The 23,061-nt window shown below is 61.1% G+C and carries 22 protein-coding genes; 8 read left to right on the top strand and 14 right to left on the bottom strand.

What is annotated here, in order from left to right; all coding sequences use genetic code 11:
- Positions 1-77: 77 nt before the first annotated feature.
- The 4 genes from PH552_RS06980 to PH552_RS06965 form a co-directional block, all read right to left on the bottom strand.
- Positions 78-494, bottom strand: coding sequence for an organic hydroperoxide resistance protein (locus PH552_RS06980; RefSeq protein ID WP_113250329.1), 417 nt, complete (start codon positions 492-494; stop codon positions 78-80).
- Positions 495-681: 187 nt separating this feature from the next.
- Positions 682-2,004: an ATP-binding protein gene (locus tag PH552_RS06975; RefSeq protein WP_113250328.1), complete on the bottom strand. Its 1,323-nt coding sequence runs from the start codon at positions 2,002-2,004 to the stop codon at positions 682-684.
- Entirely contained in the window at positions 2,001-2,741 is a 741-nt protein-coding gene (locus tag PH552_RS06970; protein WP_112344619.1) for a response regulator, read from the bottom strand. Before PH552_RS06970 ends, PH552_RS06975 begins: the two co-directional genes overlap by 4 nt.
- A gap of 112 nt (positions 2,742-2,853) precedes the next feature.
- On the bottom strand, positions 2,854-3,906 hold the full coding sequence (locus tag PH552_RS06965) for an alpha/beta fold hydrolase (RefSeq protein WP_113250327.1): 1,053 nt from the start codon (positions 3,904-3,906) through the stop codon (positions 2,854-2,856).
- A 358-nt stretch (positions 3,907-4,264) separates the two neighbouring features.
- Between PH552_RS06965 and PH552_RS06960 the strand changes: the two genes are divergently transcribed.
- Positions 4,265-6,037 carry a cytochrome c biogenesis protein DipZ gene (locus PH552_RS06960; protein WP_285165762.1) on the top strand — a complete coding sequence of 591 codons (1,773 nt, stop codon included), beginning with the start codon at positions 4,265-4,267 and terminating at the stop codon, positions 6,035-6,037.
- A gap of 49 nt (positions 6,038-6,086) precedes the next feature.
- A complete protein-coding gene (locus PH552_RS06955; protein ID WP_113250325.1) occupies positions 6,087-6,845 on the top strand; it encodes an alpha/beta fold hydrolase in 759 nt (252 codons plus the stop codon).
- 62 nt (positions 6,846-6,907) lie between these two features.
- On the opposite strand, the gene PH552_RS06950 is transcribed toward PH552_RS06955, so the two are convergent.
- Entirely contained in the window at positions 6,908-7,804 is an 897-nt protein-coding gene (locus PH552_RS06950; RefSeq protein WP_285165760.1) for a LysR family transcriptional regulator, read from the bottom strand.
- 94 nt (positions 7,805-7,898) lie between these two features.
- Between PH552_RS06950 and PH552_RS06945 the strand changes: the two genes are divergently transcribed.
- Positions 7,899-9,314, top strand: a complete 1,416-nt coding sequence (locus PH552_RS06945) for an aldehyde dehydrogenase family protein (protein ID WP_113250323.1) — start codon at positions 7,899-7,901, stop codon at positions 9,312-9,314.
- 270 nt (positions 9,315-9,584) lie between these two features.
- The gene (locus PH552_RS06940; RefSeq protein ID WP_113250322.1) at positions 9,585-10,079 is read left to right on the top strand and encodes a cytochrome b; all 495 of its coding nucleotides are present in this window, start codon (positions 9,585-9,587) and stop codon (positions 10,077-10,079) included.
- 21 nt (positions 10,080-10,100) lie between these two features.
- Here PH552_RS06940 and solA read toward each other — a convergent pair whose 3' ends face one another.
- From solA to PH552_RS06910, 6 genes are all read right to left on the bottom strand, one after another.
- On the bottom strand, positions 10,101-11,249 hold the full coding sequence (gene solA, locus PH552_RS06935) for an N-methyl-L-tryptophan oxidase (protein ID WP_113250321.1): 1,149 nt from the start codon (positions 11,247-11,249) through the stop codon (positions 10,101-10,103).
- Position 11,250: 1 nt separating this feature from the next.
- Positions 11,251-12,756, bottom strand: coding sequence for an HAL/PAL/TAL family ammonia-lyase (locus tag PH552_RS06930; protein WP_113250320.1), 1,506 nt, complete (start codon positions 12,754-12,756; stop codon positions 11,251-11,253).
- Complete coding sequence (locus PH552_RS06925; RefSeq protein WP_112344610.1) at positions 12,753-13,529, bottom strand: ABC transporter ATP-binding protein; 777 nt, start codon at positions 13,527-13,529, stop codon at positions 12,753-12,755. The genes PH552_RS06930 and PH552_RS06925 overlap by 4 nt, the downstream gene beginning before the upstream one ends.
- A 22-nt stretch (positions 13,530-13,551) precedes the next feature.
- A complete protein-coding gene (locus tag PH552_RS06920; RefSeq protein WP_113250319.1) occupies positions 13,552-14,256 on the bottom strand; it encodes an ABC transporter permease in 705 nt (234 codons plus the stop codon).
- A gap of 10 nt (positions 14,257-14,266) precedes the next feature.
- Positions 14,267-14,992 (bottom strand): ABC transporter permease, encoded by a 726-nt coding sequence (locus PH552_RS06915; RefSeq protein WP_113250318.1) that lies wholly within the window; start codon positions 14,990-14,992, stop codon positions 14,267-14,269.
- 103 nt (positions 14,993-15,095) lie between these two features.
- The gene (locus tag PH552_RS06910; protein ID WP_112344607.1) at positions 15,096-15,935 is read right to left on the bottom strand and encodes a transporter substrate-binding domain-containing protein; all 840 of its coding nucleotides are present in this window, start codon (positions 15,933-15,935) and stop codon (positions 15,096-15,098) included.
- Between the two features lie 193 nt (positions 15,936-16,128).
- On the opposite strand from PH552_RS06910, the gene hutC reads away from it, so the two are divergent.
- Positions 16,129-16,884: a histidine utilization transcriptional repressor HutC gene (hutC, locus tag PH552_RS06905; protein ID WP_112344606.1), complete on the top strand. Its 756-nt coding sequence runs from the start codon at positions 16,129-16,131 to the stop codon at positions 16,882-16,884.
- 212 nt (positions 16,885-17,096) lie between these two features.
- On the opposite strand, the gene PH552_RS06900 is transcribed toward hutC, so the two are convergent.
- A complete protein-coding gene (locus PH552_RS06900; protein WP_113250317.1) occupies positions 17,097-17,534 on the bottom strand; it encodes an Lrp/AsnC family transcriptional regulator in 438 nt (145 codons plus the stop codon).
- Positions 17,535-17,675: 141 nt separating this feature from the next.
- On the opposite strand from PH552_RS06900, the gene PH552_RS06895 reads away from it, so the two are divergent.
- Positions 17,676-18,725, top strand: coding sequence for an ornithine cyclodeaminase (locus tag PH552_RS06895; RefSeq protein WP_113250389.1), 1,050 nt, complete (start codon positions 17,676-17,678; stop codon positions 18,723-18,725).
- A 64-nt stretch (positions 18,726-18,789) separates the two neighbouring features.
- On the opposite strand, the gene PH552_RS06890 is transcribed toward PH552_RS06895, so the two are convergent.
- The gene (locus PH552_RS06890; protein WP_113250316.1) at positions 18,790-20,109 is read right to left on the bottom strand and encodes an MFS transporter; all 1,320 of its coding nucleotides are present in this window, start codon (positions 20,107-20,109) and stop codon (positions 18,790-18,792) included.
- 240 nt (positions 20,110-20,349) lie between these two features.
- Between PH552_RS06890 and PH552_RS06885 the strand changes: the two genes are divergently transcribed.
- On the top strand, positions 20,350-21,234 hold the full coding sequence (locus PH552_RS06885; RefSeq protein ID WP_169643274.1) for a LysR substrate-binding domain-containing protein: 885 nt from the start codon (positions 20,350-20,352) through the stop codon (positions 21,232-21,234).
- An 80-nt stretch (positions 21,235-21,314) separates the two neighbouring features.
- Here the strand turns inward: PH552_RS06885 and PH552_RS06880 are convergent, their stop codons facing one another.
- Positions 21,315-21,779, bottom strand: a complete 465-nt coding sequence (locus tag PH552_RS06880; protein ID WP_112344602.1) for an Lrp/AsnC family transcriptional regulator — start codon at positions 21,777-21,779, stop codon at positions 21,315-21,317.
- 124 nt (positions 21,780-21,903) lie between these two features.
- Between PH552_RS06880 and alr the strand changes: the two genes are divergently transcribed.
- Positions 21,904-23,034, top strand: a complete 1,131-nt coding sequence (gene alr, locus PH552_RS06875) for an alanine racemase (RefSeq protein WP_112344601.1) — start codon at positions 21,904-21,906, stop codon at positions 23,032-23,034.
- Positions 23,035-23,061 lie beyond the last annotated feature (27 nt).

The following is a 23,061-nucleotide window of genomic DNA, read 5'->3' as shown; positions in this document are numbered from 1 at the left end:
ATTCGACGCGGAAAAATTAACGATTCGGCGCGCCGCACCCTGCAGAGCGGCGCGCAATATCGATGCTTGAGCGATTCTCAAGCGAGCTTCAGCTCGACATTGATGTTGCCGCGAGTCGCCTTCGAATAGGGGCAGGTCTGGTGAGCTTCCTCGACCAGCGTGCGGGCGAGCTCAGGCTCGATGTCGGGCATGCTGATGGTGAGGCGTGCCTGCAGGAAGTAGGCACCTTCCGTGGTGCCCAGATCCACTTCGGCATCGACGGCGAGATCGGCCGGCAGCTTGATCTTGCGCTTGGCAGCGGCAAGACCCATTGCGCCGATGAAGCAGGCCGACCAGCCGGCGGCGAAGAGCTGCTCGGGATTGGTGCCGGCATGGGCGCTGCCGGGAGGCGAAAGCTTGACATCCAGCTGGTTGTCATCGCTGCGTGCGAAACCGTCGCGGCCGCCGATGGTGTGGGTCCTGCCGGTGTAGAGAACCTTGTCGATCTTGGTCATGGAACACTCCTTTGTTGCGTTGCCCGTCTGCTATGTCGTGAGGGCAACGTCTGTTGACGGAGTTGTTTTTGATGGATCGACGTATCCGGCATGTTTCGGGAATCGCCGGAAGTGTTACAAAGCGTAGGCTCCAACGAGCCGGATACAAATGCTTACAAATCGGCCGAAAATCTTTTGAAGAGGCCGATCAGGAAATGACGACTTCGGCCGCCAAGCCACCGCCTTCACGGTTGTAGAGTCTGACGGAGCCACCGAGCGTCTGGGCTAGCTGCTGGGCAATCGCCAGACCAAGCCCGGTGCCGCCGGTGTTGCGGTTGCGCGATTGCTCCAGCCGGAAGAAGGGCTGCATGGCTGCCTCTATCTGGTCCTGCGGAATGCCGGGACCGCGATCCAGAACAGTGATCGCAACCTGGCCCGTATCCCGCCGCTCCACGGCGATTTCCGCCGCACCGGCGAATTTCAGGGCATTGTCAATGAAGTTGGTGAGGATGCGACGCAGCGCGTGCGGCTTCGTCGTCGCTGTGCCCTGGATGAGGCCAAGAATCTCGACGGATTTGCCGGTGTCCTGATAATCGTAGCTGATGCTTTCAATGAAGGAGGCAAGATCGATGCGTGCGCTCTTCTCGCCATTGCCATGGGCGCTGCGCGCATAGGCAATCCCATCCTGCACCAGACGCTCGATCTCGCCGAGATCCTGCAGCAGCTTGGTCTTCTCGGGCGAATCGTCGGCAATGTCGGCGCGCAGGCGCATGCGGGTGATCGGCGTCTGCAGATCATGCGAGATCGCCGCAAGGATCTGCACGCGCTCTTCGAGATAATGCGCGATTCGATCCCGCATGGCGTTGAAGGCCCTGGCGGCGTGCGCCACTTCGCTCGGCCCTCGGTCGCTCAAGGCCGGGCTCTTGTTGTTGGGATCGAGCGCATCGGCCGCGGCGGCAAGCTCGGCGAGCGGACGCGTCGCCTGTCGCACGGCAAACCAGGTACAAAGCACGATCAACAGCATCTGGACGACGAAGACATAAGGCAGCCAGGCCGCGATCGGCATGACACCCTTGGGCGTGACATCGATCGTCAGCGGACTGCCATCGCTCAGATTGAGATGTGCCTGCAGCCGCGAGATCGGCCCTGGTATCGATTCCATGCGGATGGGAAAGCGATGGCCGACCGCCTCTTCTATCTTGGCGGCGATCTCCGCGCCATGCGCGGAGGTATCGGGCACACCAGGCAGGCCCGTCCCCAACTCGAAATTGTAGTTGCCGCGGCTCAGCCAGTCGACGAAATTCGCCCTCTCATCGGCCGGCAGGCGGTCGAGAACCGCGATAGAGGTGGCAACGTCGTTTTCCAGCGTACCGAGCATGACCGCCTTTGCCGACATGTAGCGCTCGATATAGAGCACGCTGAACGACAGACCGTAAGCGATCGCAAGCCCGGCCAGCAGGATCAGCGAAATACGTGCACGCAGGGTGCTCGGCCACCACGGCCGGTGACCTGGAAGGTCAACCGCGGTCATGGGCGAAGCTCCGCAATTTCCACCGGCACGGAGAAGACATAGCCTTCGCTGCGCACCGTCTTGATATACATCGGCTCGCGCGCGTCATCCCCCAGCCGCTGGCGAAGACGGCTGACGAGCAGGTCGATGGAGCGATCGAAGAGATCGGCGTCGCGGCCCTGGGTGAGATTCAGAAGCTGGTCGCGATTGAGCACCCGCTGCGGGTGATCGATGAAAACGCGCAGCAGGCGGTATTCGGCACCGCTGAGCGTGATTTCCGTTCCATCCTTGTCGAGCAAATGACGGCCGACCGTATCGAGCCGCCAATCGCCGAAGACTAGTAATTGACCGGCTTCGCTGATCTGCAAGTTGGGCGGCAGCATGCGGGTACGCCGAAGAACCGCCTTGATGCGGGCGAGCAGCTCGCGGGCGGCAAACGGCTTTGCCAGATAATCGTCCGCGCCCATCTCCAGGCCGAGAATGCGGTCCATCTCGTCGCTGCGCGCCGTCAGCATCAGAATGGGCGTCGCCTTGTGCTTTCCGGCGCGAAGCTCGCGACAGAGCACGAGGCCGTCATCGCCCGGCATCATCACGTCGAGTACGATCAGATCGACCGAGTTGGCCTCGAGAAAGCTGCGCATCTGCCGGCCATCGGCGGCCGTCGTCGCCCGCAAGCCGTTCTTCTTCAGATAGCTCGACACCAGCTCACGGATCTCCCGATCGTCATCCACGATCAGGATATGGTCGATATGCTCCATTTTGATTTCCCGCTCAACATCGTAAGCACCAACCTACGAATAGTTGTTCCTCGTCGCGCCAACGGCAGCGGGCGCCGGCTTTGCCGGCACCCACTCGCACACTACCGCCGAACTAGAAACGATCAACATCTATCACAGCCTGGGCGAAGGCTTGCGGCGCTTCCTGCGGAAGATTGTGGCCAATGCCGCCGGTGATGGTGCGATGCTCGTACTTGCCCGAGAACTTGCCGCGATAGGCCGCAGGCTCCGGATGCGGCGCACCGTTGGCATCGCCCTCCATGGTGATGGTTGGGATCGAAATCACCGGACCTGCGGCGAGCTTCTTCTCATAGGCATCGAACTTTGCCTCGCCTTTGGCGAGATCGAGGCGCCAGCGGTAGTTATGGATGACAATGTCGACATGGTCGGGATTGTCGAAGGCTGCAGCCGAACGATCGAAAGTGGCGTCGTCGAAAGCCCATTGCGGCGAGGCGGTGTGCCAGATCAGCTTTGCGAAATCATGGCGGTTTTCCTGATAGCCAAGGCGACCGCGCTCGGTTGCGAAATAAAACTGATACCACCATGCGAGCTCCGCCTTCGGCGGCAGCGGCTTGCGGTTGACTTCCTGGCTGCCGATGAGATAGCCGCTGACCGACACCAGCGCCTTGCAACGCTCGGGCCAAAGTGCCGCCATGATGTCAGCGGTGCGGCCGCCCCAATCGTAGCCGGCAACGACAACCTTTTCGATCTTCAGCGCGTCGAGCAGCGCAATCATGTCGACGGCAAGGGCTGCCTGCTGACCATTGCGCGGTGTGTCCCTCGAAAGGAAGCGTGTGGTTCCGTAACCGCGAAGATAGGGAATGATGACCCGGTAGCCGGCGCCGGCAAGAAGCGGCGCGACATCGACGAAGCTGTAGATATCATAGGGCCAGCCGTGGAGCAGCAGGACGACCGGGCCGTTGGCCGGACCGGCTTCGGCGTAACCGACATTGAGCACGCCGGCATCGATCTGCTTCAGCGCGTCGAAGGACGTATGGCTTCCTGCCTTGATCGCCGGCAGGGCCGATGTGGAAGCCTTTGTTTCTTGCGCACCGGCGATGGCAGGCAGGCCGAATTCGGCAGCGGCAACGGCGGCGGCGGCAATACCAAAGAAGCGGCGGCGGTTGTGATTGATTTCCTCGGACATCTCTATCTCCTGTCGATTGGATCGTGAGCATAAGAAAGCCAGCCGCATGTATCGCCGATGTGTCGCCGACCGCCTTGTTTTGAATGCCTATGTAGCTTCCGGCCGCCAGGATACAGTCTGATACAATTGGCGGCTCCTGGCGGCAACGCCTCGGCAAACAGCCGGGCTCGCTGAAAACCGCGCCACCCCCATCCGATTTGTATCGCAGTGTATCGAAGCCCGAGACATCGACGTTTCGGTACATTCTGCCACCCAATCGGACACATTCGGGATACGTCGCCACCGGCAGATAGCGTCACTGCTGGCCACGGCATGTCGCCGTCCGCAGCCGGTCCAATCGCTTCAAAGGAACAAGACGATGACGCTTCTCATCATAGCCTATCTCGGCGGTGCGCTGACGATCCTCAGTCCGTGCATCCTGCCCGTCCTCCCCTTCGTCTTTGCCCGCGCCGGGCAGCCCTTCGTCCGGAGCACGCTGCCCATGCTTGCAGGCATGGCACTTACCTTTGCCATGGTCGCAACGCTTGCTGCGGTCGGTGGCGCCTGGGCGATCCGCGCCAGTGAATATGGTCGCCTCGCAGCCATCGTTCTGCTGGGTCTCTTCGGCCTTAGCTTGATTTCACCGCGCATCGCCAGCGCTCTCTCCCGGCCGGCGGTCGATCTCGGCAACAATCTCCTGAACGCCGCCGGCGCGCATCGCGCAACAGCGAGCGTCAGAAGCTCCTTCGTGCTCGGCATCGCAACCGGCCTGCTCTGGGCGCCGTGCGCCGGCCCGATCCTCGGGCTCATCCTGACAGGCGCAGCCTTGAAGGGTGCCAATCTGCAGACGACATTCCTGCTGCTTGCCTATGGGGCCGGCGCCGCCACTTCGCTTGCCGTTGCACTCTTTGCCGGTGGCAAGATCTTTGCCCGCATGAAGCAATCACTCGGCCTCAGCGAGCGCATCCGCCAATTTGCCGGTGCCGCAGTTCTCGCCGGCGTTGCTGCGATCGCCCTTGGCCTCGATACCGGCCTTCTCGCCCGCCTTTCCTATGCCAGCACCGGCTCCTTCGAGCAGGCCCTGCTGAATAAACTGCCCAGCAAGAGCGCAAACCCAGGGACCGAAGTTGCCAGCAACAACGCGATGAAGATTGCCAGCGACGCGACGCGCCCCTTCCATAGCGACCTGCCCGTCGAAGGTCCTGCCCCTTCGCTCGATGGCGCCGTCACCTGGCTGAACTCTCAGCCGCTGACGACGGCCGGGCTTCGCGGCAAGGTCGTGATCGTCGATTTCTGGACCTATTCCTGCATCAACTGCATCCGCACCATTCCCTATGTGCGTGCCTGGGCGGAAAAGTATAAGGATCAGGGCCTCGTCGTCATCGGTGTCCATGCCCCCGAATTCGCCTTCGAGAAGAATGTCGACAACGTCAAGCAGGCGATCGCCGACTTCAAGATCAACTATCCGGTTGCGATCGACAACGATTACCGCATCTGGCGCGCCTTCGAGAACAACTACTGGCCTGCACTTTACCTGATCGATGCCAAGGGACAGGTTCGCTACCAGCACTTCGGCGAAGGCAACTATCGCCAGACCGAACAGGCGATCCAGGACCTTCTGCGCGAGGCCGGCAGCAACATGGCCCAAAGCGGCCCGGTCGTTCCGGATGCAAAAGGCGCGGAAGCAAGCCCCGATCTTAGCCATATCCGCTCCGGCGAGACCTATGTCGGCTACAAGCAGGCAACGGGCTTTGCTTCGCCTGAAGGCGTAAAAGCCGACACCGCAGCCGACTATTCGATTGCCGATCCCGCCCTCAACCAGTGGGGACTGGCAGGCACATGGACGATCGGCCCGGAAGAGGCGACACTCGACAAGGCAGGCGGCAGCATCAGCTACCGCTTCAGCGCCCGCGACCTGCACCTCGTCCTCGGGCCTTCGGCAGACGGAAAGCCGATCCGCTTTCAGGTGACGGTAGACGGAAAGATACCCGGCCCCGACCACGGCTCCGATATCGACGCCGGCGGCAATGGCACCGTGACCGAAACCAAGCTCTACCAGTTGGTCCGTCAATCCGGTGACGTCACCGCACGTAACTTCGAGATCCATTTTCTTGATCCCGGCGTTCAGGCGTATGCCTTCACTTTCGGCTGAAATCCCCTCTCACCCCCAAGCATGAACCTCAACTGACAGGAGTTACCCCATGAAGACCCGCTTTCTCTCCATCATCGCTCTCGGCCTTGCCGCAAGCACCTTTGCCTTTACTGCACAGGCAGCCGAGATCAAGAACATCGTTATCGTCCACGGCGCCCTTGCCGACGGTTCGGGATGGCGCAAGACCGCCGAGATCCTTGAAAAGGACGGCTTCAAGGTCACGGTCGTGCAGGAACCCATCACCTCGCTTGCCGACGATGTCGCCGCCACCAACCGCGTGCTCGACCTTCAGAACGGCCCGAGCCTGCTCATCGGCCACAGCTATGGCGGCATGGTCATCACCGAGGCGGGCAATCGCCCGGATGTCGCAGGTCTCGTCTATGTCGCCGCGTTTCAGCCGGACAAGGGCGAAAGCCTGATCAGCCTCGCAAGCTCCAAGCCGGCGGGCGGCATGAACATCCGGGAAACCAAGGACGGCCAATATCTTTATCTCGATCCAGCGGCCTTCGCGGCGGACTTTGCAGCCGACCTGCCGAAGGACGAGGCCGCTTTCATGGCGAAATCTCAGGTCTTCGCCGCGAAGGCCGCCTTTACCGCCAAGGTCGGCGATCCGGCCTGGCGGGCGAAGAAGAGCTGGGCCATTGTTGCAACCAACGACCGCTCCATCAACCCCGAGCTTGAGCGCGACATGGCAAAGCGCGCCGGCAGCGACGTGACCGAAATCAAGGCAAGCCACGCCGTCTTCGCGTCGCAGCCGGAAAAGGTTGCCGCCGTGATCGAGAAGGCAGCCAAGGACGCCGGCAAGTAACGACAAACCGGCGGCGGCCTCATCAATGAGGCCGCTGCTTGCCTTTGTCAGGGATCCGGCGATCAGCGGGACGCATTCTGCTCGCGGATCAGATCGATCAAGGCCCGCAATCGGGCCGGCATCTGGCGGCGCTGGGCAAAATACAGGCTGAGCCCCGGATAGGGTGGGCTCCAATCCTCCAGCACGGAAATCAGCTTGCCCGCCGCTATGTGCTCGGCAATGGACGCTTCGCTGATATAGGCAAGCCCCGCCCCAGCGAGGGCAGCGCTCAACATCAGGTCGGAAGCATCGAGGATGAGGCTTCCCGGCGCGTCGATCAGCATGGCCTGACCATGCCGCTCGAATTCCCAGCGATAGAGCCTGCCGTTTGCCATACGCGCACGGATGCACGAATGCTGCAGGAGATCACCGGGAACGAGCGGGCGCGGCCTGTCGCTGAAATAGGCAGGTGAGCCGACGACGAGCGAGCGCAGCGTCGGAGCGATTGATATTGCGATCATATCCGTCGGAACGGCCTCGGCAAGCCGGATGCCGGCATCGAAGCCCTTACCAATGACATCGACCAAGGCATTGTCGGTGACGATTTCAATATCCACGTTCGGGTGGCGCCGCCCATATTCGAGGATAAGAGGAACCAGCAGCATGCGCGCCGCACCGGGTGCCATGTTGAGCCGCAGCGTGCCGGACACCGATTCCGACGACACGCCGGCATTCTCGATGGCCCTATCGATCACGGCAAGCGCCGGCGCGATTTCCGCCACCAAGCGCTCACCAGCCTCGGACAATGTCACGCTGCGCGTTGTCCTGTTGAAAATCCGCACGGACAGACGCTCCTCCAGCGTGGCGACCGCGTGGCTGAGCGCCGAGGAGGACATGCCGAGTTCACGGGCGGCGGCGCGAAAGCCGCCGTGGCGGGCAACCGCGGCGATCGCTTCGAGCTCCGTCAGGCTTGCCTTCATTGCGCGATTTTCCTTATCAGCCTGTTCCGCTTTGTCCTGCTAGACCGATCAAATAGCGCATCTTACCTCTCTGGTGAAGATAAAGGAGATGTTCATGCGCACTATCGACACGATCTATATCAACGGCAGCTTCGTTCAGCCCCATGGCACGGAAGAAGCCCCTCTTTTCAATCCAGCCACGGAAGAGCAAATCGGCACCGTTCGCCTTGGCGACGAGGAGGATGTCGACAATGCCGTCAGCGCTGCCAAGGCAGCATTTGCGAGCCAGTCGCAAAGCTCGAAGGCCGAGCGCGTCGCCATGCTGCACAGCCTGCACGATGCGGTCGAGGCCAGAGCCTCCGATCTCACCGACGCCATGCGCGAGGAATATGGCGCGCCGGCATCCTTCATCGGCTTTTCGGTGCCGCACGCCGCCACGGCGTTTCTCCACATGGCCAAGACGCTCGACAATTATGAATTTCGTCGTCGCATCGGCCATGCGGAAATCGAAATGCGCCCTGCCGGCGTGGCAGCCGCCATCACGCCGTGGAACAGCAATTACGGCTTCATCTGCAGTAAACTTGCCACCGCCATTGCCGCGGGCACGACCATGGTAATCAAGCCGTCGGAAATGAGCGCGATCCAGACGCAGCTCATCACCGAATGCCTGCACGCCGCCGGCCTGCCGAAAGGCGTTTTCAACATCGTCAACGGATACGGCCATGTGGTCGGCGCCGCCCTCAGCAGCCATCGCGACATCGCCAAGATCAGTTTCACCGGCTCGACGGTGACGGGTCGGGCGATCCTCCAGGCGGCCTCAGTGACTTTGAAGCGCGTGACGCTCGAGCTCGGCGGCAAGAGCCCGAACATCATTCTGGACGATGCCGACCTTAATACCGCCATCCCGCAGGTATTGGCTGCCGGCTTTGCCAATAGCGGCCAGGCCTGCATTGCCGGCACCCGCATTCTCGCGCCGGAAAGCCGGCTGGCGGAGATCCATGACCGACTTATCCAAGCCGTCGCGACGCTCAAGGTGGGTGATGCAAGCGATCCTGCCGTCAAAATCGGCCCGATGGTCAGCCAGAAGCAATGGGATCGCGTCCAATCCTATATCCGCCTCGGCCAGGAGGAGGGTGCAGGGCTGATCGTCGGCGGTGAAGGCCGTCCTGAAGGGCTCGATCGCGGCTGGTTCGTTCGCCCGACGATCTTCTCCGGCGTCAACAACGATATGAGGATCGCCCGCGAGGAGATTTTCGGGCCAGTGCTTTGCGTCATTCCCTATCGCGATGAGGCACATGCGCTCGAAATCGCCAACGATACAGCCTATGGCCTGCAGGCCTATGTCTTCTCGTCCGATATCGCCAGGGCAAAGCGGCTCGCCGAGCGCATCGAAGCCGGCCGGGTCGTCATCAACGGCGCACCGCACGAGCCGCTTGCGCCCTTCGGCGGGTTCAAGCAATCGGGTATCGGCCGCGAATTCGGCACCTATGGCCTGGAATCCTTCCTCGAACCGCGTGCGGTGCTGAGCTGACAGCGCGGAGCCCCGGAGGCCTGAATGGGCCGTCGGGGCTCCGTTGAAATGCTAGGGTACTCCAGGAAAAGTGCGCCGCGGTTTTCCGTCCGGAATGCATAAACAAACAAGGAGATAGAGCGTTTTCGCAATTCGAAGAAAAGCGGAAATGCTCCAGTGGAAGGTCCCCAGCTCACCACCACCCGACGGCCCGACAAGCTCTCCGTGGCGTTCAGGTTCTCGTTAGGATCACGTTCTATCTTTAGAACAGTTTCAATCTAAGGAGAGCCAATGCCTGCCAGAGCTGCCTATTCCATTCCGCAACGCATCCTTCACTGGCTCATGGCGCTGCTGATCTTTTTCAATCTCTTGTTTCCTGACGGGATGAACGCGTGGCGGCGTCTGATCCGCAACGGCCAGACGCCCTCATCAGCCGATATTGCCAGCGCCAATATCCACGCCTATGCCGGCATTGCTGTCCTGTTGCTCGCCGTCCTGCGCCTTGCAGTCAGATTTTCATCCCATGTCCCCGCTACGCCGGATGGCCAGCCTGCCTTCCTGCACTACCTTGCGCAGCTGACACATGTCCTGCTCTATGTGCTGATCTTTGCGATGCCGCTGTCGGGTATGGCAGCCTACTATCTGGGGATCGATACGGCGGCATTCGTTCATGGCGGACCGATCAAGTCCCTGCTCTGGATCGTCGTCGTCCTTCACATCCTCGGCGCGCTCGTCCAACACTTCTATTTCCGATCGGACGTGCTGCGACGCATGACGATCGGCTGAATTGCCCGCGAGATTGGTGGCCTATGCTTCCAGACCGCCAAAATGCTTCTCAAAAGAGAACAGCGCGGTCGGCAATGCACTTCCGCCTTGGAGCGCCAGATCGGCGAGAATCTCGCCGATCACGCTCGTAAATTTGAAGCCGTGGCCGGAACAGGCCGACGAGACCACCACATTCGGCTGTCCCGGCATTTGATCGATAAGAAAATCCTCGCTCGGCAGCATGGTGTAGCGGCAGGTGGTCGCCCGCACGCGAAACGAGGCAGCATTCGGCAAGCGCTTGCGGGCGAAGCGGTCGAGCAGATCGGTGTCGGCGTCATTGACCGGCGGATTGGGTATGGACGGATCGATCGGCTCCCGGAAATGGGCATGGCGGCCGATTTTCACGCCATCGACGCCGATCGCCGGAAAGCCGAAATAGGAGCCTTCGGCGCCTTCATCCCGCAGGAAGCAGGGCATGCGCTGCGGCTCGGCAACGAAGCCATCCTTGGGCTGATACCACGCGACCACCTGCCGGATCGGCTGAGCATGCGCCTTCAGCTGCGGCACGAGCTCGGCGATCCATGCGCCCGTTGCGACGATTACCTTGCGGGCGCGATATCGCCCTGTCGAGGAAACGACGGTGACACCCGTACCATCAGGATCGATCGCGACAACGCGCTCGCCGAAATGCAAAACAGCACCATCTTCCGCCGCAAGCTTCAAATAGCCCATGATCGCCGCTTCAGGCCTGACATAGCCGCCCTGCGGATCGAGCACGCCGACCTCCCCTTTTTCCAACGTAAAAGCCGGAAAACGACGGTTCATGGCGTCGCGGTCGAGTACTTCGTACGGCAACCCATGCATGTCACAGGAGGCGCGCGTGCCGCTGACGATCTTGCTGTCGGGCGTGCCGATCTGCAGGACGCCCGTAACAGTCAGAATCTCGGCCCGCAGCCTCGCCTCCAGCGCGCGCCAGTTTTGATAGGCACGCTCCAGCAGCGGCACATAGGACGGATCTTCGAAGTAGCCGAGGCGGATCAGGCGGCTGTCGCCATGCGAGGAGCTGAGGGAATGAGCGGGGAAATGTGCCTCGATCCCGATCGCCTTTGCGCCGCGCGCTGCGGCGAAAGACAAGGCCGCACTTCCCATTGCGCCGAGGCCGACGACGGCAAGGTCGAATTCCGCAGTCATTTCATGCTCCAGTTTCATCTTCCGCAGGCGGCGCGATCTTGGCGATCATGCCTCGTAAGGCTTCCATATCCGCATTCAGCGGACGATCGTCGCCATAGATGGGCACGCAGGAACGAGCGGCCGCATAGATATGCTCGGTTCCTGGCGCCCGCGTGCCCTGCGAGGTGAGAAAATCGTGCGCCTGCGCCGCCGCCATCAGTTCGATCGCCAGGATGTATTCCGCGTTATCGAGGATCGCGAGCAGCTTGTTGGCCGCCGCCGTGGGATGGGCCAGGAAGTCTTCCTGCAGGCCGGAGGTCAGGCCGCCGTCGAGCGAAGCGGGAGCGGCGAGCCGCCGGTTGTCGTTGCTCAGCGCTGCAGCCGTATATTGCGCGATCATGAAACCGGAATGGCTGCCGGCGTCGCTCGCAAGGAACGGCGGCAGGCCGCTGACCAGCGGATTGACGAGGCGATCCGTCCGCCGCTCGCTCATCGCCGATATCTGCGCGATCGCGATAGCCAGACTATCGGCCGCCTGGCCGAGGGCGGGGGCAACGGCATGGGCTTCGGAGGAGACGACGGGCTTTTCAGGTGTACCCGAAACGGCTGGATTATCCGTGACTGAAGCCAGTTCCTGATCGACGATATCGGCCGTCTGCTCGAAGACATCCCAGGCTGCGCCATGGGCATGAGGCACCGATCTCAGGCTCAAGGCATCCTGCGTGCGCCGTCCGAGAGCGGCAGCAATGAGGCCGCTGCCATGCAGACGGCTACGAAGCCTGCGCCCGACCTTGGCGATGCCAGCCGATGGGCGCAGCGCCAATACTTTCTCGTCGAAAGCCGCCATCTGGCAACCTGCGGCTTCCAGGGTCAGCGCGGCGATGGCATCGGCCCAATCGAGCAGGCGTTCGGCACGGGAGACAGCAAGCGCCGACAATCCGGTGGCGCAGGCCGTGCCGTTGACGAGGCTCAGGCCTTCCTTGGCGCCGAGCACCAGGGGGCTCAGGCCGATTGCCGCGAGTGCCTCGGCACCGCTCATGGATGTGCCCTTCACGATAGCCCTGCCCTCGCCGATCAGGACGAGAGCCGCATGGGCGTTATGCGTGAGATAACCAGCGGAGCCCTTGGACGGGACTTCCGGAATGCAGTCATGCTCGAGAAACGCAGCCAGATGCCTGACGATTTCGGGCCTCACGCCGGAATGGCCATGAGCGAAATTGGTGATCTGCGCCGCAATGATCGAGCGCACCTCACGCGCCGGCAAAAACGGGCCGACACCGCAGGCATGGCTAAGGATGATATTGCGCGAGAGCCGGCTCTGGGAATCGCGATCGACCACGGTATCGGAAAGCGCACCGACACCGGTATTGACGCCATAGGCGCGCACGCCCGTTTCGACGATGCGCTCGACGATGCGGCTCGCCTCGGCAACGCGATCCCAGGCGGCATCGGAAAGGGAAAGCGGCTCGCCGCCGCCGACGCGTGCGACGTCGCGCCAAGATAGCGGCCTATCGATCGTGACGGTCATTGCCCGTTTCCGAAATGGCCGATGAACTGGCGGAAAGCCGGCGAGGCGCCGCCGCCGAACATCTCGTCCGGCGTGCCGGTGCTTTCGACAAGCCCTTCCTTCATGAAGACCACGCGGTTGGAGACATTGCGGGCGAAGCTCATCTCGTGGGTGACGACCAGCATGGTCATGCCTTCTTCGGCAAGGGCGCGCATGACGCGCAGCACTTCGCCGACGAGTTCCGGATCAAGCGCCGAGGTCGGCTCGTCGAACAGCATGACCTTCGGCTTCATGGCCAGCGCGCGGGCAATCGCCGCGCGCTGCTGCTGGCCGCCGGAGAGATGGGCGGGATAAGCATGGCGCTTGTCGGCAATGCCGACCTTTTCCAGCAGCACTTCGGCCTCGGCAATGCACTCAGCGCGGGGACGTTTCAGGACATGAACCGGCCCCTCGATGACATTCTGCAGGATCGTCATATGAGACCAGAGATTGAAGCTCTGGAAGACCATGCCGAGTTCGGAACGAATATGATCCACCTGCTTATGGCTCGCCGGATAGCTCCTGCCATTCTTGTGGATCATGCGGATCTGCTCGCCATCCACCCAGATCTCGCCATCCGTGGCAATTTCGAGAAGATTGATGCAGCGAAGGAAAGTTGATTTGCCCGAACCGGAAGCGCCGAGCAGCGAAATCACATCGCCATCCTGCGCATCGAGGGAAATGCCGCGCAAGACCTCATGGGTACCGAAGCTCTTGCGGATGTTGCGGACGGAAAGTCGGGTGACACCTGGCATGATTTGCCTGCTCCAGTAAGCTTTAGGCCTTCAACGCCGGCGGAATGGCGCGGCGATGGCGGGACAGAGAATATTCCAGCAGGGCCATGGCCTGCAGAATGATGAAATTCAGCACGAGGTAGATGATCGCCGCGCAGATGAAGACCTCCATCGTGCGGTAGGTCTGCGAGATCAACCGCTGGGCAACGCCCGTGACCTCCCAGACCGTGACGAGGCTCGCAAGCGCCGTCGATTTCATCATCAGCACGATCTCGGTCGAATAGGCCGGCAGCGCGTGCCGGAAGGCGATCGGCGCGATGATGCGGCGCACCAGCAGGAAGCCTGACATGCCGATCGAACGGGCGGCTTCGATCTCCTTCGGCGAAACGGCACGGATGCCGCCGCGGAAGATCTCGGCCGAATAACCGGCGGTGCAAAGCGCCAGCGACAGGATGGCGCAGACGACCGGCTCACGCAGGAAGGGCCACAGGAACGAATAGCGGATGATGGAGAATTGCGCCAAACCGTAGAAGACCAGGAACATCTGGATCAGCAGTGGCGAGCCGCGAAACACGAAAATATAGCCCTTGGCAAAACCGGAGAGAATCGGATTGCCGCTGACGCGCATGGCGACGATGACGAGCGCCAGAATGCCGCCGCAGAGGACCGACAGGAAGAAGAGAAGCAGCGTCATCGGCACCGCCTTCAGCAGCGTGACCATCGTGCTCGCAAGGAAATCGAAATCCATACCGTCCTCCTCAAGCCTGGCCGATGGTCGCAGCCGGCATGCTGCGATTGGCGCGCCGTTCGGCCCTGTTGAAGATGCGATCCGACAGGCTGGTCAGGACCAGATAGAGAATGCCGCCGGCGATGAAGAAGAGGAAATACTGGCGGGTGGAGCCGGCAGCCACCTGGCTGGTGCGCATCAATTCGGCGAGGCCGGTCACGGAGATCAGGGCGGAATCCTTGAGGCTGAGCTGCCAGACATTGCCGAGCCCGGGAATGGCGAAGCGGAAGACCTGCGGAATGATGATCCGCCGCAGGCGCAGACCGCGATGCATGCCGATCGCGGATGCCGCCTCAAGCTCGCCCTTGGAAATGGCAAGATAAGCGCCGCGAAACACTTCGGCCTGATAGGCGCCGGAAATAATGCCGACGGCAAGCGCGCCCGCGGCAAAGGATGGCAGGCCGAGAAAGCCTTCATAGCCAAGCCATTTACCGATCGACGTCACCGCCGATGAACCACCGAAATAGATCAGGTAGATGATCAGAAGTTCGGGAACGCCACGGAAGACGGTGGTGTAGATATTGCCGAGCGTCTTCAGCACCAGACTTCCGGAGAGCTTCGCGAAAGCGATTATCGCGCCCAACACGGCTCCGATGATGAGGGCCGTCGCCGTGACCGCTAACGTCATCAAGGCGGCGACGAGCAGCAGCGCGCCCCACCCATTCGAGCCGAAGCCCAGCAATTGCAAGCTTGCCATAGATCCAATCCCTATCCGTGGCAGTTTCAGGCGTCAGGATGATATCATACGGTCCCCGGCCGCAAAGCCGGAGACCGATGATGTGGCCCGAGGGCCGCGCTCATCAATTCGGGCTGACGTCGACCTTGAACCACTTCATCGACAGGGTCTTGATGGTTCCGTCGGCAAGCGCGGACTTGATCGCCTCGTTAAACTTGTCGCGCAGATCGGTATCCGCCTTGCGGATGCCAAGGCCTTCGCCTTCACCCCAGATGGAACCGGCGATTTCCGGGCCGGTGAAGGCGAGCGAATCGTTGGCGCTGGCAAAGGCGTTCGCAAAGTAGACGGCATCGTCAAAGCCGAGATCGATGCGGCCGTTCTGCAGGTCGAGATCGCGGTCGGCGCCTGTCTTGTATTCGCGGATCGTGGCGACCGAACCGAAATTGTCGTAGATGAACTTGGCGTAGACGGTTGCCGCCTGAATGCCGATCGTCTTGCCCTTGAAGGCTTCCTTCAGCACGTCGATTTCCTTGACGCCAGTCTGGCCGGGGGTCATCTTGATCGTGGTGCCGGTGCCGGCGGCGTTGGCCAGCGGGCTATCCTTGGCGGTCGCAAAAGCGGCAGGCGTTGCAGCATAAGGAATGGTGAAGCCGATAACCTGCTTGCGCTCGTCGGTGATCGACAGAGCATCCATGATCACGTCGAACTTGCCGGCGTTCAGCGCCGGGATCATGCCATCCCAATCGGAGGCAACGAGCTTGCAGTCGATCTTGGCGCGTTCGCAGAGAACCTTGGCAAGTTCCGGCTCGAAGCCGCCGAGTGTGCCGTCGGCATTCGTCATGTTCCACGGGGCGTAGGCACCTTCCAGGGTGATCGTCGCCGTCTTCCAGTCCTTGGCGAAGGCCGGCGCGGCGAAAGCTGCGGCAGCCACGACGCCTGACAAGAGAATTGCACTGAATTTCATCGTATAGAGCTCCTCTGAAGTTGAAACAGGCCTTGCAGCACTTCCTACCGATCTTCGCCGGCTTGCCCGCTTTCCCAATGAAATTTTAGGATTGATTGCGAGGTTGTATAGGGTACCATATGAGATAATTTATGATATGCAAGTGGGAAAGTTGTTTTCGAGGCAAATTCACTCGGTGCAAAGGGAATAGGCAATGAAGCGCTCCGGCGAGATGAAACGCGAACTGGCGGAAAACGACGCCGCGCCTCTCTACGCCGGCGTCAAGCAGATGATACTCGATCGCATTCACAGCGGCGAGTGGCCGCCGAAATATCGCGTCCCCTCCGAAAACGAGCTGGTCGTCGAACTCGGCGTCAGCAAGATGACGGCCAATCGGGCGCTGCGCGAACTCGCAAACGAGGGCGAGCTGGTGCGCATTCAGGGCGTCGGCTCCTTCGTCGCCGAACGCAAGGGCGCATCCGCGCTGTTCGAGGTGCGCAATATCGCCGAGGAAATCGCCGAACGTGGCCATTCCCACCAGGCAACGGTGATCGTACTGGCTCGCGAGGCCGCATCGCCCGATGTTGCCGATGCGCTGGAACTCGACATTGGCTCGCCGGTTTTTCACTCGCTGATCGTCCATAGCGAGAATGGGGTGCCGGTCCAGATCGAGGACCGCCATGTCCATCCGGAGGCCGCTCCCGACTACCTGCAGCAGGACTTCATTGGCATGACGCCGAACGCCTATCTTTCGGCGGTCGCGCCCTTGAGCGGCTCTGAGCATGTGGTCGAAGCCGTGATGCCGCAAGCCTGGGAATGCAAGCTGCTGACCATCCTGAAAACCGAACCCTGCCTGACGATCCGCCGTCGGACATGGTCGGCGCGCGGCGTCGTTTCTACGGCACGGCTGGTTTATCCCGGAAACCGTTATCGGCTGGAAAGCCAAAGCAGCAGGTCTTCGGATCGCTAAGTTGTATATGGAAGCTAAACCATTCTTCCGCTCGAAAGCAGCGATCCGCCGATTGTTGCACTTTATTTGAGGTGCGGGCCTACGAGATCTGCTGCATGAGCTTTACGAACAGGCAGGGGCGTAGGCGAGTAGGCTGAGGTCCGTGCGAAAGCATAACAACACATGCGGCGAGTTTTCAATCGCGGCGCAGCGTCCCGCCACTTATAGGCGAATCATAGGCTGCTGAGCAGCAGGCTGGTTTCGCTGTTGGCGACGCCGTCGATCATCCGCACTTCGCGCAGGACCCGGTCGAAGTCCGAAAGGCTGGCGGCTCGGATATTGGCCACCAAGTCCCAATTTCCGTTGGTCGTATGCAGCGAATAGATCTCGGGCAGACCACGCAGCCTGCGGATGACCTGGGTCGTCGACTTGCCGACGACTTCGATCATCATGACGGCGTGGACAGTCTGCTCTTCATAATCTTCGCGCACCCGCACGGTGAAGCCGAGAAGCGTACCGGTCTCGATCAGCCGGTCCAACCGGCTCTGCACTGTACCGCGTGCGACACCCAAGGCATCCGACAGCTTGGAGAGGGAAGCGCGGCCATCGGCGCGCAAATGCGCTATGATGCGCCGATCGAGATCGTCCGGAATATATTTAGCAAGCGCCATTGCGTGATCCCGTTCTGCCTTTTCCGTCAAAAATACTAGGCAATTCGTATAAACTAATACCAGAACTGACACAGTTTTGCGATTTCAGTCAATCGATCCGCTTGTTACCCTATGCGAAACAACTGCATCGAGGACATGACGATGACCGCACCGCTTCCTTCGGAAAAAGCCTTCATTCCCTTCGTCAGCGTCGAGAATATGATGCGGCTCGTCCATCATGTCGGCATTGAAACCATGCTGGTCGAACTCACCGACGCCATCGAGGCCGACTTCCGTCGCTGGGACCTCTTCGACAAGACTCCTCGCGTCGCCTCCCATTCGCATGACGGCGTCATCGAGCTGATGCCGACCTCCGACGGAGCGGTCTACAGCTTCAAATATGTGAACGGCCACCCGAAGAACATGGCTCAGGGCCTGCAGACCGTCACCGCCTTCGGCCTATTGGCGGAAGTCTCGACCGGCTACCCGGTGCTACTGACCGAAATGACGCTGCTGACCGCCCTGCGCACGGCAGCGACCTCGGCCATGGCGGCTCGCCATTTGGCACCGGCCAATTCGCGCTGCCTGACCCTGATCGGCAACGGCGCGCAGGCAGAGTTTCAGGCTCTGGCAATGAAGGCGGTGCTCGGCATCCAGGAAGTCCGCCTTTACGACATCGATCCGAAGGCGACGGAAAAAACCGTGCGTAATCTCGGCAAGACGGGCCTGCGGCTCGTGCCCTGCACCTCGGCCCAGGCCGCCATCGAAGGCGCCGACATCATCACCACGTGCACGGCCGACAAACAGTTTGCGACCATTTTGACCGATAACATGGTCGGCGCCGGCGTGCACATCAACGCCATCGGCGGCGACTGCCCGGGCAAAACCGAGCTTCACCACGACATCCTGCTGCGCGCCGACACCTTCGTCGAATATCCACCGCAGACGCGCATCGAAGGCGAGATCCAGCAGATGGATCCGGACTATCCCATCACTGAACTCTGGCAGGTCGTCGCCGGTAGGGCGCAGGGCCGCAGCAGTGAGCGGCAGATCACCCTATTCGACAGCGTCGGCTTTGCGATCGAGGATTTCTCCGCCTTGCGCTATGTGCGCGAGAAGCTGAAAGGCACGGACTACTTCCAGAAGCTCGATATTATTGCCGATCCGGACGACCCGCGCGACCTCTTCGGCATGCTGCTGCGGGCCGGCTGAGAAAATCGATGGCGATCGCATTCGTGACCGCCATCGAATTCATCCATTCATTGCCCTGGACGCTTCAGCCCCTGCTGGCCGACGCAGCCAGTTTCGGTTCCTCTACCCTGCCGCTCAGCGAGAAGGCGAGCAGTGCCGACAGCAGCATCAGCGCCCCGACGATGAACATTGGCAATTGGTAAAGGCCGGTCGCATCCTTGACCACGCCGGTGATATAGGGCGCGGCAAAGCCGGCGATGTTGCCGATCGTATTGATCAGGGCGATGCCTGCCGCGGCCGCTGGCCCGGTCAGAAAGCGGGACGGAATGGCCCAGAAATTCGGCAGGGCGGAAAAGATCGCACAGGCCGTCAGCGTGATCATGACGATCGTCGCTTCAGGCGAGCCCATATAGAGCGCGGCCGGAATGCTGAATGCGCCGATCAGAGCCGGAATGCCGATATGCCACGGCCGAACGCCACGCCTGGAGGCATCGTGGCTCCAGAAGAACAGCGCAACCGCCGCCGGCAGGTAGGGAATGGCCGTGATCAACCCCTTGTCGAAGACATCGAATTTGGTGCCGAATTTCGTTTCAAAACCGGCAATGATGGTCGGCAGGAAGAAGGCCAGCGCATAGAGGCCGTAAATCAGCCCGAAATAGATCACCGACAGCAGCCAGACGCGGGCATCCGTCAGGGCGAGGCCGGTCATCTTGCCATGAGCGGCCACCTTGGCCTTTTCCTCGCCGGCAAGCTCGCGGTTCAGCCAATCCTTTTCCGCCTGCGTCAGCCACTTGGCGTCGTCGGGTCGATCTGCGAGATAGAACCATGCGACGATGCCGATGACGATGGCGGGAACGGCAACGCCGAAGAACATGACGCGCCAGCCTTCCAAGCCGAAGAGACCGTGCATCTGTATGAGCATCGCCGCAAAGGGCGCGCCGATGACCGTTGTCAGCGGCTGGGCGAGATAGAACAATGCCAGGATCTTGTTGCGGTGCTTGGCGGGCACCCACATGCTTAGGAAAAGGATCGCGCCCGGAAAGAAGCCGGCTTCGGCAACACCGAGGAGGAAACGCAGCACGTAGAGCTCCGTCGCGCTCGATACCCAGGTGAACAAGAGCGCCACGATGCCCCAGCTCACCATGATGCGGGCAAGCCAGCGGCGGGCGCCATATTTGTGGAGCGCCAGATTGCTCGGAATCTCCAGCACGATATAGCCGAAGAAGAAGATGCCCGCCGCGAAGCCGAACTGCGCCGCCGTCAGCGCCAGATCCGTCGTCATGCCGTTCGGGCCGGCAAAGGAAATTGCGGTACGGTCAAGGAAGTTGATGAAGAACATCAAGGCGATGAACGGCACCAGCCGCTTCGATACCTTTGATATGGCCGAACGTTCGACCTGTGACATTTCCTGATTAGCAGACTGCAATAGAAATCCTCCCCCAGTCCTGAAATTCCCCCGCAGCGCAGCGATCCGCTTGCGTCGCTGACAGAACGGAAACTCCGATTTCCCCTCCAGTCCCTGCCTTCAGCCGCATGCGCCTTCGAATGACCTTGATCTCTAGCGGTATGGACAAGCCGCAAGCAAACGATTTAATCTCCTTGTCATGTGAGTAAAAATCACATCACATTATCGCAGGACTGGACAATGAGCGGCCCTCTTCCATCGTTGAATGCCCTGAAGGCTTTCGAAGCGACCGCGCGGCACAGATCGATGACGCTGGCAGCCGACGAGCTTTGCGTCACGCACGGCGCGATCAGCCGGCACATTCGCGGTCTCGAACAGGCTTTGGGCGTCATTCTCGTCAACCGCCGGGCCCATTCCACAGAGCCGACGCCTGAAGGGCTGCGGCTGGCCGAGGGGCTGGCAAGCGCCTTCGGCTTGATGCAGGCGAGTGTCGAGCGTGTTCGCCCCGGTCCGCTGACGCTTTCCTGCTCCTCATCGATCATGATGGGATGGATCATTCCCCGCATCGGTCAATTCCACGAGCGCCATCCCCACATCGCCCTTCAATTCAACATGAACTACGATCAGGTCGATTTCGTCCGGGACAAGATCAGCCTCGCAATCCGCTCGAGCGTCATCGAACCACCGAAGGATGCGATCATCCGCGAATTGGGCGGGGAGGCGATCGGCCCGGTCTGCTCGCCGGAATATCTGAGCCGCTCCGGCATTCTTTGCCCAGGAGACATGGAGAATGCGGCGCTCCTGTCCACGCGCACGCGTCCCCAGGCATGGAGCGACTGGCAGGCGATTGCGGGCAGAACGGATCTGCGGCTCGTGTCGCAATCCGCCTTCGACCACTTCTACCTACTGATCCAGGCTGCCGCCTGCGGTCTCGGCATTGCCGTCGTCCCGCAGATGCTGGTGCTCGATCAGCTTGCCTCGGGGCGGCTGGTGGCGCCATTCGGTTTCCTGCCTGGACCCCGACGCATGGTGCTCTGGATCGCCCCGCACATTGCAGGCAGGCCAGACGCATTGGCGCTCGAGCGATGGCTGACGGCCGAGATGCATGCAAGGCCGGACACCTGACGGCCTTAGCCTGAAAGACATTGAAACCAGCGGAATTCTGGCGACCGAGCTGAACGGTCAGGTCAATATCAGCCGCTTCTTCAGCGCGGATTTTTCGGCCGCGTCGCAAGCACATTGCGGATCGAGAAGCTCGAATGGATTCGCAGCACGCCCGGCATGGTCGAAAGAATATCCTTGTGGATGCGCTCGAAATCGCCGGGATTGGCGACCTCGACGCGCAGAAGATAATCGGATCCGCCCGTCATCAGGAAACACTCCTTGATCTCCGGATGCTTGCGCACCGCAGCCTCGAAACGATCGAGGTGATCCTCCGTCTGCCGCTCGAGCGTGATGTTGATGATGACTGCGATCGCGGCTTCCGCCTGGGAGGTATCCACCAGCGCCGTATAGCCTCTGATGACACCAGCCTGCTCCATGAGCTTGATGCGTCTGAGGCAGGCCGACGGCGACAATCCCACCTCTCCCGCCAGCCTTGCATTGCTGACGCGGGCATCGAGCCGAAGCAGGCGGAGAATATTGCGGTCGATCGCATCGAGAGCCGGCATGTGAATTCTTTCAAAAATTCGCAGTTCGTTTCAATATCTACGCAACTACACAATAATCAATCGCTGTTTGATAGGCAATTTCGCGATCATTTCAATAATCTGCACTTGAACAGCGAGGGCGGACATGGACGGCATAACGGATTTGCGGGCGCCAAAATCGGCGATCGACAGCGGGGCTTGTGGTTATCTGACGATTGATCTGGCAGCCCTTTGCCGGAACTACGACAAACTGTCCGCGGCCGTCGCACCGGCGTGCACAGCCGCTGTCGTGAAGGCCGACTCCTATGGGCTCGGCGCCAATCAAGTGTCAAAAGCGCTCTATGCGCGCGGTTGCCGGCATTTCTTCGTCGCCCACTTCATCGAAGCGCTACGGCTGCGTCCGCAACTGCCCGGCGACGCCACAATCTTCGTGCTGAATGGCCTGCTGCCCGGCAACGAGGCAGCATGTGCCGATGGCGGCATCGTACCTGTGATCAATTCGCTCGATCAGCTGCAGCAATGGGGTGGTATCGCATGCGCGCTTCAGCGCAGGCTGCCGGCGGTTCTGCAATTCGATACCGGCATGTCGCGGCTTGGCATACCCCCTGAAGACAGGGCCGCCGTCGCTGCCCATCTGCAGACATCCGACGATCTCGACATCCTGTTCGTCATGAGCCATCTCGCCTCCGCCGACGAAGCCGACAGCCGGCAAAATGCCGATCAGCTTGCCGAAATGCGCCGCGTCGCAGCGGAATTCCCGAGCTACGATATCTCCTTTGCGAATTCCGGCGGCATCTTCCTCGGTGGCGATTTTCACGGCGTGTTGGCACGGCCGGGCATCGCCCTCTACGGCGGTGCGCCGACACGCGGTGTCGCCAATCCTATGGAAGTCGTCGTCCGGCTCGATGTCGCAGTGGTGCAGACCCGAACCGTCCCGGAAGGCGCGCGTGTCGGCTATGGCGGCGTGCATGTCACGAAAGGCCGGACCCGGCTTGCGACGATCGCTGCCGGCTATGCCGACGGCCTGCCGCGCAGCCTCAGCGATCGCGGCGCGGTCTACTATGATGGCGTGCGCCTGCCGATCGTCGGTCGCGTGTCGATGGACAGCACGACAATCGATATCAGCGCCCTGCCCGAAGGCGCGCTCACCTTCGGCAGCATGGTGGAAGTTCTCGGAGATCATCAAACCGTGGATGATCTTGCACACGACGCCGGCTTGATTTCCTATGAGATCCTGACCAGTCTCGGCCATCGCTTCCACCGTCAATATCGCTGACCTTCCCATCTCTCGAGTCTCTGAGGA

This window comes from Rhizobium aureum, from assembly GCF_030182495.1.
In the GTDB taxonomy this organism is placed as follows: Bacteria; Pseudomonadota; Alphaproteobacteria; order Rhizobiales; family Rhizobiaceae; genus Rhizobium; species Rhizobium tropici_C.
The sequence above is the reverse complement of the archived record's forward strand: the minus strand, read 5'-3'. Positions and strand labels throughout refer to the sequence as shown.